This is a genomic window from Enterobacter sp. 200527-13, assembly GCF_027924865.1.
Classification (GTDB): domain Bacteria; phylum Pseudomonadota; class Gammaproteobacteria; order Enterobacterales; family Enterobacteriaceae; genus Enterobacter; species Enterobacter ludwigii.
In genome coordinates this window covers 1,598,353-1,609,311 of the sequence record NZ_BSCM01000001.1, presented here as the reverse complement: position 1 = coordinate 1,609,311, position 10,959 = coordinate 1,598,353, and the positions used below count along the sequence as shown (strand labels likewise).

At 53.6% G+C, this 10,959-nt stretch carries 14 protein-coding genes; all 14 read left to right on the top strand.

Going from position 1 to position 10,959, the window contains the following annotated elements; genetic code table 11:
* The first annotated feature begins 6 nt into the window (after positions 1-6).
* The 14 genes from QMG44_RS07640 (at position 7) to QMG44_RS07575 (ending at position 10,957) form a co-directional block, all read left to right on the top strand.
* A complete protein-coding gene (locus QMG44_RS07640; RefSeq protein ID WP_281853034.1) occupies positions 7-567 on the top strand; it encodes a hypothetical protein in 561 nt (186 codons plus the stop codon).
* A 10-nt stretch (positions 568-577) separates the two neighbouring features.
* On the top strand, positions 578-1,606 hold the full coding sequence (locus tag QMG44_RS07635; RefSeq protein ID WP_281853033.1) for a hypothetical protein: 1,029 nt from the start codon (positions 578-580) through the stop codon (positions 1,604-1,606).
* 61 nt (positions 1,607-1,667) lie between these two features.
* The gene (locus tag QMG44_RS07630; RefSeq protein WP_281853032.1) at positions 1,668-2,138 is read left to right on the top strand and encodes a hypothetical protein; all 471 of its coding nucleotides are present in this window, start codon (positions 1,668-1,670) and stop codon (positions 2,136-2,138) included.
* A complete protein-coding gene (locus QMG44_RS07625) occupies positions 2,138-2,590 on the top strand; it encodes a hypothetical protein (RefSeq protein ID WP_281853031.1) in 453 nt (150 codons plus the stop codon). The genes QMG44_RS07630 and QMG44_RS07625 overlap by 1 nt, the downstream gene beginning before the upstream one ends.
* Complete coding sequence (locus QMG44_RS07620; RefSeq protein ID WP_281853030.1) at positions 2,587-3,015, top strand: hypothetical protein; 429 nt, start codon at positions 2,587-2,589, stop codon at positions 3,013-3,015. Before QMG44_RS07625 ends, QMG44_RS07620 begins: the two co-directional genes overlap by 4 nt.
* Positions 3,002-3,946 carry a hypothetical protein gene (locus QMG44_RS07615; protein ID WP_281853029.1) on the top strand — a complete coding sequence of 315 codons (945 nt, stop codon included), beginning with the start codon at positions 3,002-3,004 and terminating at the stop codon, positions 3,944-3,946. Before QMG44_RS07620 ends, QMG44_RS07615 begins: the two co-directional genes overlap by 14 nt.
* A complete protein-coding gene (locus tag QMG44_RS07610) occupies positions 3,946-5,271 on the top strand; it encodes a hypothetical protein (protein ID WP_281853028.1) in 1,326 nt (441 codons plus the stop codon). The genes QMG44_RS07615 and QMG44_RS07610 overlap by 1 nt, the downstream gene beginning before the upstream one ends.
* Before the next feature lie 22 nt (positions 5,272-5,293).
* Entirely contained in the window at positions 5,294-5,722 is a 429-nt protein-coding gene (locus QMG44_RS07605; protein ID WP_281853076.1) for a hypothetical protein, read from the top strand.
* Entirely contained in the window at positions 5,722-6,354 is a 633-nt protein-coding gene (locus QMG44_RS07600) for a hypothetical protein (RefSeq protein ID WP_281853027.1), read from the top strand. Before QMG44_RS07605 ends, QMG44_RS07600 begins: the two co-directional genes overlap by 1 nt.
* 64 nt (positions 6,355-6,418) lie before the next feature.
* On the top strand, positions 6,419-8,287 hold the full coding sequence (locus QMG44_RS07595) for a lytic transglycosylase domain-containing protein (protein WP_281853026.1): 1,869 nt from the start codon (positions 6,419-6,421) through the stop codon (positions 8,285-8,287).
* 3 nt (positions 8,288-8,290) lie between these two features.
* The gene (locus QMG44_RS07590; protein ID WP_281853025.1) at positions 8,291-8,962 is read left to right on the top strand and encodes a hypothetical protein; all 672 of its coding nucleotides are present in this window, start codon (positions 8,291-8,293) and stop codon (positions 8,960-8,962) included.
* An 8-nt stretch (positions 8,963-8,970) separates the two neighbouring features.
* The gene (locus QMG44_RS07585; RefSeq protein WP_281853024.1) at positions 8,971-9,237 is read left to right on the top strand and encodes a hypothetical protein; all 267 of its coding nucleotides are present in this window, start codon (positions 8,971-8,973) and stop codon (positions 9,235-9,237) included.
* Positions 9,237-10,241, top strand: a complete 1,005-nt coding sequence (locus tag QMG44_RS07580; protein WP_281853023.1) for a hypothetical protein — start codon at positions 9,237-9,239, stop codon at positions 10,239-10,241. The genes QMG44_RS07585 and QMG44_RS07580 overlap by 1 nt, the downstream gene beginning before the upstream one ends.
* Positions 10,238-10,957, top strand: coding sequence for a phage baseplate protein (locus QMG44_RS07575; RefSeq protein ID WP_281853022.1), 720 nt, complete (start codon positions 10,238-10,240; stop codon positions 10,955-10,957). Before QMG44_RS07580 ends, QMG44_RS07575 begins: the two co-directional genes overlap by 4 nt.
* Positions 10,958-10,959 lie beyond the last annotated feature (2 nt).

Here is a 10,959-nt window from a genome sequence, read left to right as displayed (position 1 = left end):
ACAGGCATGTTCAACGTCGAGTCGCGTGGCCTCGTGCAGGGCGATGCTCAGGATGATCCTGCAATTCGCCTTCAGCTTTCCTCTGGCACCTGGTCTGGGGCCGACGCGGTATGGGCTGGTGTCGGTGCAATGGAGTGCATCGCCACTGATGCAGCCAATATTGCTGGGGCAAACATGAAACCTGCGACTGCGACGGTCTGCAATGCGTTCATCGTTTCCAACCAGGCGTATCACGGCATTATCACCGCCGGGAATAACGTTCCCCTGTATGTAGGTAACGGCTCGGTGCATTACTTCCGTGTTGGCTCCGGAGCGCGAATTCCTCTTCCGGTTAGCGCTGCAGTGGCTGCGCTGGCGACTGGCGACGACGCAGTTGGCGCGGATGGCTTCGTTTGGGACCTGACGAACAACGTCATCGACGTTTACTCCAGTGCGACGTCTGGCAATCCGAAACTGGATATCAAACTACTGATGGTTTCCCAGCAGGGGAACCTGACAGTGAAGAAAAACACCGATGGTACGGTTGTCTGGGAAGATGACAAACCGTGCGGCCTGTTCTTGATTTAAGGAGTAATAAATGAGCGCATTCGCACCAGCGATTACCACGGTATCGCCTTCCATGATGCTGCCGGAAATTGTCATGCAATACAGCATGGCTTCAGGCGCATTCGACATTCTTTCTGGCGGAGCACCGGCCGTTAAAATTGGCTCCAACGATCTTGTTGTCTACCAACGCTTCCTGCGTGCCCGCACCCAGGCGCATGTCGGGCAGTCTCTGCCGGGCCAGCTGCCATCATCGACCATCTTACCTACCTACGATCAGATGATGACCTATCGTATTTCGACCCGCTCTCAGTACAGCCACTTCGATTCAGAGTCAGCAAGCGCGTGGGGGTATACGTTAAACAACGGGTTGCAGCTGGCAAACCGTCAGGGTCATGCTCAGACACTTCGCAACATGCTGTTGTACGGCGTGAAGGCATCCAACAACGAAGGGATCACCAACTCCCCGAATGCAGTGACGGTGAACCTTGGGAGTGACAGCCAGGGAAATGATTCCTACACAACGTGGGATGCTGGTGAAATGTCAAAATTCATCCTCAGCACAATTGCGGATCAGAAGACAAGCATGATGCTGCTGGGCCAGACGCTTACTACCGTCGTACTTTGTCCTCAGCGCTTTATGAAGGCGCTGGAGTGGACGGGGATCGTTGAGCTGACCAGCTACCAGCGCCCGGGCGGTGGTACTCAGACAGTTGGTGGTTTGGTTAAAACGATTGCTGGAGACGCCAGCGGTGACGACGTGCTGTTCTGCCAGGATGACACGCTAATTGGCAAAGGCGCGGGTAGTACCGACTTGATCGTTATCACCAACCCTGAAATTGTCGTGCCGGAAGCACGCCAGGACATCAACACCAACATTTTCGCGACTCTGATGCCAAACCAACAGGCCGTGAACGTGATGTTCACCGATGTTGCCGCGCCAACAGAAATTCCATCGCCAATGCCGGACGGCGGCATCACCACGCTGTACACCGAACGTGCAACGCCAGGCTGGAACTTCCGCCCGGAAGGCGTGACGCTGCTTTCCGCGAAATATTCTTAAACCTCGCTTTACTTCGTGCTTTTTGGGGAGCTTTGGCTCCCCGTTTTTTTGAGGAAAATCCATGAAATTATTTATCGCCAACTGCTCCAGCCAGCCACACATGTTCAATTACAAACTGCCAGAAAAACATCAGCCTTTTGGAGTGAAAATTCGGGCCGGATCCCAGCACATGATCGAAAACAACGCTGATGTGATTAACCATATCATCAGGCAACATGAGCCCTATGGGTTCCAGCGCTGCGACAAAGTGGATAAGAATTTTTCCGGTATTTGTTATTCCATCGACAAACCTGTCACGGTGGGGCGTATCGAAGAGAACCACGAACAGAAAGTGGAAAATCTTGATGACTTGTCACAGCAAATTCTCGAAGCCAACGCGGTTTCGATGAATAACACAGTTGATAACGTGGTCATCCAGAACGGCGAAAAGCCGAAGGATGACGGGGTTCAGGTAGAGATCGTTGGAGAGGCCGTTAACCCTGATCAAGAGAATCCACCGAAACTGTCTAAAACCGTGAAGGTGCAAAAATAATGACCATACGCCCGACACTCGACGGATACATCCGTTTCGTTCGTGGCGTAATGGGAGTTCCTGATACCGCTATTTCTGACGATGACCCGACGCTGGAGTGTTGTTTTCAGTCTGCGCTTGAGTTGATCCCGAAACAGCTGGGGCTGGAGTGTTTGCCCATTATCTACACGAACACCGTGTACAACGCTGGCGGCTCTCTGCTGCTTCGCTATGCCATCGATACGCCACCCAGCACTTATTTTGCTGATTTGCGGAAGAACCTTGGCCTGAACGTTGCGGTTTATGGCCTCGTAAATTCTGCTGCAGATCAGGGCACCTCTGGTTCGATGGTCATCAGCGATGCTCTCAGCAATCTGTCTCTTGCAGACCTGATGCTGATGCAGGATCCGTATGGTCGCGCCGTCGTCGCGGTGCTCATGGAAATGGGGCCGCTGTGGGGGTACACGCCATGAAAGTTTGCCTGGGCGTCATCGATATTCCTTACGACTACGGCGACAGTTCGGCAACCACATACGAAGTCGCTGAAGACCTGCAGGAGCGCTACAAGCTTTTCACCCATTTCTGGGAACTGCACCAGAAGGAAATTATTCCTGAAGTTGGTGAGGCGCTGACCTGGGCGATAGTCAACCACATCCAGTACGGTGCGCCGATGCCGGGCGGCGAGCTGCTGGGTGAAACCATGAAGGCGTTCAACGTTTTCCTCGAGGGCGAGGAAATGGCGGGGCTGTCCATTGATGGCGTACCGACACAGGCGGCGCTTGAGGGGAAAAACTCTCGTCTGAAAATTGAGCGCGGCGAACGTCGACCATCGTTCATCGATGGCGGCCTCTTCAAATCCTCCTTTGTCGCATGGATAGGTAACGATGCCGAGTCTTGATGAAATTGCCGAGAATACCGGCACCCAACTCTCGAGCGTTCTCCAGGCTGCAGTCGAAACAATCTCATCCGGGCAGGAGATCACCTTTCGCCTCTATGTGCGCCAGGTGCTCCCGCTCGACGGTTTCGTGTACTGGATAAACGCTGAGATTATCAATCCTGATGAGCTGGTGCGGATGGGGATCGCAAACCCTCTAACCACGACGATTAAGGGAAGCCTGCACCGTCAGGTGGTCACTGAGCAGTCCGAAAGCCATTCGCGAGATATCAACAATATTATTTTCACGCCAGTGGAGAAAGCGGACGATTTTAACGTCGAAAGTCCAAACGCTATTTATCTGGGGGAATACGAGGGAACGCAGTTTGCCTTTTCGCGTATGGAAAGCCGGTACACACAATCCGGCATTTTTCACTACCGGGGAATGGCAATCCTGCCCACCATGCGGTCGCAGATTATCGACTGCCCGGACGACATCAGCGACGAGCTAATTATTTCGAACAGCACACCCATCTGGTTGTCGCTGAAGCAGTTCGCGACGGTCTACCCGTCGTTTCTCGTTCCTTCCAACCTTAAACCGCCGTACATCGCGGCTGATGTTCGCGCTACTACGCCACTTCAGATGGCTCCGCTGGTGGTGAATGGCGTGCGCTACCAGCACACGCAGGACACTGTACGCATCACCCTCTACGGATTCAGCAACCAGCGGGCGCTGGATTTCGTCGATTACGTGGTGAGCGCGGCGCTGGAAGATGAGGTTTTCGGCATTACCAACATCCCGGTCGTGAGTGACGCCAAATCCAGCCAGGTGGAAATCAACGCGCTGGCGAAAAAGAAAACCGTCGATTTTGACGTCAATTACTACCAGACCACGACGCGCGAGATATCTCAGCAGCTCATTAAAGAAGTTATTTTCAACTACGAGGTCAAATAATGTCCTACCGTATTGTCACCGTTAACGTCTCGCAGACCATCGGCGCTATCCCGTCGAACCTGCAACAAATGTCCGCCATTTTGTCCTTCGGCGGAACCCTGCATGAGCCGGGTAAGCCGGTTCTTCTCACTCAGGATGAGGATATCACTGACCTCGTACACAACAGCATCGGCTCACTCAATGCCGAAGAGCAGTCTTTTGGCTCTGACTTCACCATGACGTTACCGGCTGGGGTGACCATTGACCGCGAAACGGGCAGCGAGGTTGCTGTGACGATTTCGGGTTGCTTCCCGTCGGCCTGGAACGGCGACTACACGGCGACGCTGGTTGATGACAGTACCCTGACATGGACTGTTATCGGTTCAACGCTGGACGGCCAGCCGGCAACGTTGGGTAAGTTTGCCCTCGATGACGGCAGCGACCTTGTTACTGCGGTCGATGCCTTCTTCGCTCAGGGAAATTCAGTGGGCACGTATCTGCTGGAGCTGGGGTGGCAGGAAGACATTGCAGCACAGACGGCAGCGCTCAAGGAATACATGGACGACCCCCTGAAGCGCTTTTATGCCTACCTGGTACCGGAGGCGTGGGATGGAGACCAGGCCTTTATCAACCTGGCGAAGCTGTATACCGCCGATACCGCGATGCAGTATTTCTTCACCCTGACCGAAACGGCGGCGGACACAAACTACCTGTCTCCGTATGCAGGCATTAAATCCATCGTGCCCACGGCGGATGACACCTGGCCTGTCACCAACGCCGCTGCTGCTGCCATGTGGAATCTGGTTTCTGCCTCACCGTCAGAAATCAACAAGGTGCCACCGATGGCGTTCCGCTACCTGCAGGCGGTGAACGCGAACAAGGCGAAGGCCAGCATTCTCAGGGTCATGACGCAGCAGAACGTCAACTATGTTGATACCGGCGCAGAAGGGGGGATTTCCAACACCATTCTGGTGAAAGGGGTCACCAGCGACGGCAACGACATGACGTACTGGTATTCGGTGGACTGGGTGCAGATTAACGTCGATATGATGCTGGCGAATGCCGTCATTAACGGCAGCAACAACCCGATTAACCCACTGTATTACAACCAGGACGGCATTGACCGTCTGCAAATGGTGGCGCAGGGCGTGTTCAATACCGGCATTTCTTACGGGCTGGTCAACGGTCCCGCGCCTGTGAATGCGATCCCGTTCAAAACCTACGTCAAGGACAACCCGAACGACTACGGCATTGGCCGTTATGCCGGGTTTTCCGCCACCTACACGCCGATGCGCGGTTTTGTGTCCATCATCTTCAATATCAACGTGACCATGCAGCCGTCATAAGGAATCAACCGTGCCAAATCCAATGATTAGCCCTGGTACGCTTAACCGCGTCCGGGCCAGCGTTAAGTTTACCGACCATCCTGAGCTGAATGTCTCTGCGTCGTATCTTTCCAAACAGGGCGTCGAACTTTCGTTTCAGGGCAATATCACCGATTTCCTGCCCGCGATGACAGGCGCGGTCCAGTCGCCGCAGCCGTACCTGATTATGCAGGCGAAAGTGCACCTGCTGCGCAGCCAGGCGCTGGCGGCACAGTACAAAGTGCAGTGGGAAGCCAACTCTGCCATCGGCGACGCGAAGCTCTACTCGGACAGTTCAGTGTTTGGTGATTTTGAAGTCTTCAATACCGCTATCACGAATGTGCAGGACATGACGTTTGCGGGCGGCGAGCCCGGTGTGGCCCTCACCATCACCGGGACCTATTACGTGAACTCTGAAATGTGGGATCTCTGATGAAAATTGCACGAAACATGAACCTTGTGCTCCCGGTACAAACCGAGATGGGCAGCGCTTACATCCACGCCTCACCGATTTCGAAAGAAGTGTACCGGGAGCACTTTTTTATTCTCGGAAAAGTGTTCTCAGCCATTTTCTCGGAAGGGCTGGGTGTGGTGGCCGGGCCGCGTGTGGCGTACCTGATGCTGGAGCGCATTTGCCTCGGAACCAAATCCGGTGATCCCAATATCTGGGATGGTGAGAACGGGGTCAGGAATACGCTGGTTAACGAGATTATTCGTCTGTCGAATCTGGTCTACCCGCTGAAAGATAAAGGCTGGGACACCAAGCCGCTGGAGGTGGCGCTGGAGCGCGAGATTGTGGATCTGGACGACGTTATCGGTGAGCTTGTTTTTTTTACATGCGTCTCGTCGATCAACAAGCCCGCGCAGGCGTCTGGAGTGATGGAAGCGGTCAGTGGAATGTGGAACAGTCAGACTTCATCCTTGAGTCTTACGGACTGGATGCGTTCATTGCCGACGTCGAAGCCGGGCGACAGTTCTGGCGAGACGGTGAACACGTTATCAGCGACATCCTCGACTACAGCGCAGGCACCGGATTTAGCGAAATCTGGCTTAATACCGGAATAAACCTGAAATCGGCAGCTCAGCTTCGTGAGCTGCTGAAGTTCAAAACACCACGAGGGCCTTTCTGATGGCAGGTGATCAGTTACCCGTCCTGACGCTCGACTTTGACGACGAGAAAATCAAAGCCCTTCAGGATATTTCAGAGCAATTTAAAGCGGCGTTTTCCGTCGGGCCGGGCGGTTTTCCAATCCCGCAGCCGTTGCCGCCGGCGCACCCGGAACCCCATCCCGGCTCTGACGGGAAAAAGCCAGAAGTCCAGAGTACCTTTGACAAATTCATGAAGTCACTGAACAAGGATGCTCAGGGCACGCTCAAGACCTTCACCCTGATCAACAAAACGCTCGGGGCGACCACATCGACCTTAAAGGGGCTGTTTACCGAAACGGTGTCATGGGGCGCGCGCATTGCCGCGATTGGTGGCGGTGGGCTGTTTGGCTACGGTTTCATGGCCCAGCATGTGAGCAACCAGTACAAGTCGTCTCAGGGGCTGGCTATCACCACCGGCCAGATGCAGGCGGCACATAACGTCTATGGCTCCCGCATATCGGGTACCGGCAACATCATGCAGGCGCTGGCGGCAGCGCAGAATGACCCGACCAGTGCAAACTATGCTGGTCTGGTGAATATGGGGATTAACCCGCAGGAGGGCGCGGCGGCTAATATGCCGCAGCTGCTGTCTCGAGTGTCGCAGCTGCTTCAGCAATACAAAGGGACGGGGGTGTCTCAGACCGCTCTGAAGGCGAACGGCCTTGATGGTCTGATTGATGTTGCCACCGCGAACCAGGTGCTGGCAAACAGTGATCGCCTGCCGCAGCTTAACCAGCAGTTCTCTGACCAGTCTCAGCGACTCGACAGAGATATGGGAAGCGGCACGCAGCAGAACTGGCAGGATTTGTCTGCGAGGTTTATGGCGAACGCTGACAGCATCGGCAATACCTTCCTGAATGCGCTGGCGAAGCTCAATGGTCCAATGAGGAGAATATCGGATGAACTGACGGTCGATATTGAAAAATTCCTCAATGGACGAAACGGGAAGGCGCTGTTTGATACGCTGGCAAATGGCCTGGAAAAACTCGGTAAATGGCTGGGGAGCGATGATTTTCAGCACGATTTAGACACGTTTTCGACAGCGGTTAAGAATGTCGCTGCTGCCATTGGAGACGTCATTACGTGGATTGCGGGTAACGTACCTGGAGTAAATTTAAACGGTACCGGAGTCGGAGTGGGAACCGGGACTGATAAAGACACGGCAGATCCTGCACTGGTCAATTTTGGGAAAAAATATCTCAACGGAAATCTGCCTTACTCCGATCCGGGAACGAATCAGTACACGAGTATTTTTCCTGCCAATAAGGTCTATGAAGACTACAGGATGCCTGGAGTCCTTAAGGATAATATCCAGAACTTCGTCAATCAGACCAATGATACCTACGGATTGCCGAAAGGTTTGATGGCGGGTATCGCGCAGCGCGAGTCGTCATGGAACCCACTGGCAAAAGGAAAAGCAAACAGCAGAGGCGAGTATGCAGCAGGACTGTTCCAGTTTATGCCTGAGACGGCAAAAACCTACGGATTAAGCGACGTCGATCGCTATGATCCGAACAAGGAAACAGCCGCCGCAGGTAAGTATTTGCATGATTTGATGACGCGCTATAAGGGCAATCTGGCTGAGGTTCTGACGACGTACAACGGGGGGCATGTTGGTAAAGACGGCACGCTTAGCCTGAAGATGGAGACAGTCAAATACCTGCAGGCGCTCTTGCCGAAAGAAGCCGACAAGCAAAATCCTAATATCATGCATCAGTTAAAAGCTGCACATGAATACCTGGACCGCTCACCAGCAGGATCGACTGCGACCATTAAATTGATGTTCGAACATACCCCCGGCTCTGAAATCTCACCACAGGTAAAGGGTATCTATAACACGCCGAGGTAATCTATGGCGCTTAACTACTTCGGCCAGGCATTCAAACTGGCCTTCGAAATTTCCCCCATTCTGCTTGTTGATGGCATCGCCTCCGGTATTCCCGGCGGCATTATGCCGATCGCTGTACTGACTGAAGGTGTCAGTATTGCTGACGGCTTACTGCATGGTGATATCGGTACCGGCCCAACGGCACACTTTACGCCGATGGCGGGAACCACACTGGTGCAGCAGGAAATAGGAAATCTGAATTTTTACAACATGCTGACGGCAGCTAATGCTGTGGTAGGGAAACCCAACCGGGTCACAATGCAGATGCTTCGGCCAGCCTCCACTAAGGATGGCGGGTATGCAACTAAGGGACTGACTTTTACAGCGTTAAAAATGGCGCTGGACCAACACAACCAGAGTGGGGGGAGTTATGTGGTAATGACGCCTGCGTTCATCTACACCGGCTGTCTGATGCGCTCGATGACTGATGTGTCGGGTTTTTCTGAGCAAAATAAGCAGGTGCAGGACCTGTGGCAGCTAGATTTTGAGCAACCGCTGCTGACGATTTCGCAACTGGACGCTGCCCTTGGCGACATGATGAGCAAATTTGAGTCTGGAATGCCACCTTCCTTCCCTTCGGATACGAGGACCTGGACTGGTAATGGTGACTTAATTCCAGCGCTCCCCAAATTTTAGGTTTCCGGATGACTATTTTTATTCCTTTTAAACCTGACGGGAAAGCGCCTTTCACCTTTCAGGCGACGGTCGGCGGTGCCAGAGTCTTCGGAACCGTCCCTTATAACCTCTACGCTAACCGTTATTATCTGAAGCTGGCCGACGGGCAGGGGAACGTCGTGGCTTTTGTTCCCCTGATTGGTTCACCTGATAATTTCGATATCAATCTGGCGCTCCAGTTTGCCCCCGGAAAGCTGATCTATCGGATCGGCAGCAACCAGTTCGAGGCGACCTGATGCGTTACTACAAACTGGAAATTATCGATAAAACAGGTAACACGCCGCTGGATAGTGCGGGCAACCCCATCGGGCCATTTGATACGAGCAAAACACCCGGTGCAGGTTTGCAGCTCCAGTTCGACGCGCTGATAACCGGGTATGACGTGGTGAGCAGCGGTACGGCGCTGGCATTGTATGGTATCCCGATAACCATGCTCAGGGAGAGCACGCAGCTGGCCGGTTGCATGGTGTACCTGACCGCCGGGTTTAGTGGTGGGCTGCCGCTGGAGAACCAAAACCAGCAGGGGCTGATCCTTAGCGGGAATATTTATAACCCCTATGCTAACTGGCAGGGCACCCATCAGTCCCTGAATCTTATCGTCAACCCCAGCCCATTGCTCAACGACCGTGGGCAAGCATCCAGCATCACGCTGAATGGGAAAACGGGAGATAAACTCAGTGATGTTCTGCGCGGTGGGCTAAGCACAGCATTTCCTGGCTTTACCATCGACATCACCATCAGCGACAAGCTGGTGTGGACTGAGAATGCTCCTGCTGTCTACACGAGACTCAGTCAGCTGGCAACAACGGTACGCAGTCACTCCTTCTATACAATGAAACAGGATGATTACACAGGCGTGCAGATGGTGATTCAGGGGCAGAAAATCCGCGTTTTCGACAACACTATAGGGTCATCCGGCGGTGTGCTGATCCTGCCGCAAGAACTCATTGGGCAACCGACATGGATTGGTCCATTCAATGTTTCATTCAAATGCCCGATGCGGGCTGAACTTCATTGCGGCGATATCGTTCAGTTGCCTGAAAATATCACATCAGGCCCCGGTACACTACTGGCGGTCAGCAATGAACGGACATTATCCGCCTACCGGAATCAGGTTAATTTCTCGGGTAATTTCCTGATTACTTCCGTCCGGCATGTGGGTGATTATCTCAATCCCGACAGCAGCAATGCCTGGGTGACCACCTTTGAGGCTGTCGCACTTTCGAAACAGATACCATGAGCGATTCGCAAAAATTTCCCTTTCTTAAGGCGTTTAATAATGTCATTCAGACGGGGGCGCAGGACCGCGCGGAAATTTCAGGGCGCTCTTTGCCCTGTCATGTCGTAGCGGTAGACGGGCAGATTGTCACTGTGCAATTCGATATGCTGCCGGATGGCACGCAATATCCTCAGGTCACGATCCCAATAGCGACGTTTGAATACGTGCGCTATCCGATACAGAAAGGCGATAAAGGTGTGACGGTCGCCGCTGATGTCTCGCTTCGTGGCGTATCCGGACTCGGTACCGGGATCGCCAGCAGGGCGCTCACGTTTTCTCTGGTGCCGCTTTTCTTTGTGCCGTTATCGAACTCGGGGTGGACGAAAGAAGACCCTAACAAGATTGTGCTCTATGGCCCTGACGGCGCCATCTTAAAAACAGCGGATGGTGCCAGTAGCATCACGGTAGAGCCTGGTAAAATAACCCAGAAGGCAAATGCTGTTTATCTGACTGCACCGGATATCTATCTGACGGGCACCATTCACCTTAATGGTCCAATTGTCCAGGACCCTGAGCAGATGAGCAGCACGACAGCGACGTTGATAGGCCCGGTTAATGTAACCAACGACGTAGTAGCGGGTGGCGTAAGTCTCATGGGGCACCCTCACGATGTCGAAGGTGTGCAGCCAGGAGGCGCCACGATACCATCCCAACCACCAACGCCAGGAGCTGGCTAATC

Bases quoted from the DNA above. Each gene is read 5' to 3' on its own strand.
- QMG44_RS07640 (WP_281853034.1), top strand. From the start codon at position 7: ATGTTCAACGTCGAGTCGCGTGGCCTCGTGCAGGGCGATGCTCAGGAT.
- QMG44_RS07635 (WP_281853033.1), top strand. From the start codon at position 578: ATGAGCGCATTCGCACCAGCGATTACCACGGTATCGCCTTCCATGATG.
- QMG44_RS07630 (WP_281853032.1), top strand. From the start codon at position 1,668: ATGAAATTATTTATCGCCAACTGCTCCAGCCAGCCACACATGTTCAAT.
- QMG44_RS07625 (WP_281853031.1), top strand. From the start codon at position 2,138: ATGACCATACGCCCGACACTCGACGGATACATCCGTTTCGTTCGTGGC.
- QMG44_RS07620 (WP_281853030.1), top strand. From the start codon at position 2,587: ATGAAAGTTTGCCTGGGCGTCATCGATATTCCTTACGACTACGGCGAC.
- QMG44_RS07615 (WP_281853029.1), top strand. From the start codon at position 3,002: ATGCCGAGTCTTGATGAAATTGCCGAGAATACCGGCACCCAACTCTCG.
- QMG44_RS07610 (WP_281853028.1), top strand. From the start codon at position 3,946: ATGTCCTACCGTATTGTCACCGTTAACGTCTCGCAGACCATCGGCGCT.
- QMG44_RS07605 (WP_281853076.1), top strand. From the start codon at position 5,294: ATGATTAGCCCTGGTACGCTTAACCGCGTCCGGGCCAGCGTTAAGTTT.
- QMG44_RS07600 (WP_281853027.1), top strand. From the start codon at position 5,722: ATGAAAATTGCACGAAACATGAACCTTGTGCTCCCGGTACAAACCGAG.
- QMG44_RS07595 (WP_281853026.1), top strand. From the start codon at position 6,419: ATGGCAGGTGATCAGTTACCCGTCCTGACGCTCGACTTTGACGACGAG.
- QMG44_RS07590 (WP_281853025.1), top strand. From the start codon at position 8,291: ATGGCGCTTAACTACTTCGGCCAGGCATTCAAACTGGCCTTCGAAATT.
- QMG44_RS07585 (WP_281853024.1), top strand. From the start codon at position 8,971: ATGACTATTTTTATTCCTTTTAAACCTGACGGGAAAGCGCCTTTCACC.
- QMG44_RS07580 (WP_281853023.1), top strand. From the start codon at position 9,237: ATGCGTTACTACAAACTGGAAATTATCGATAAAACAGGTAACACGCCG.
- QMG44_RS07575 (WP_281853022.1), top strand. From the start codon at position 10,238: ATGAGCGATTCGCAAAAATTTCCCTTTCTTAAGGCGTTTAATAATGTC.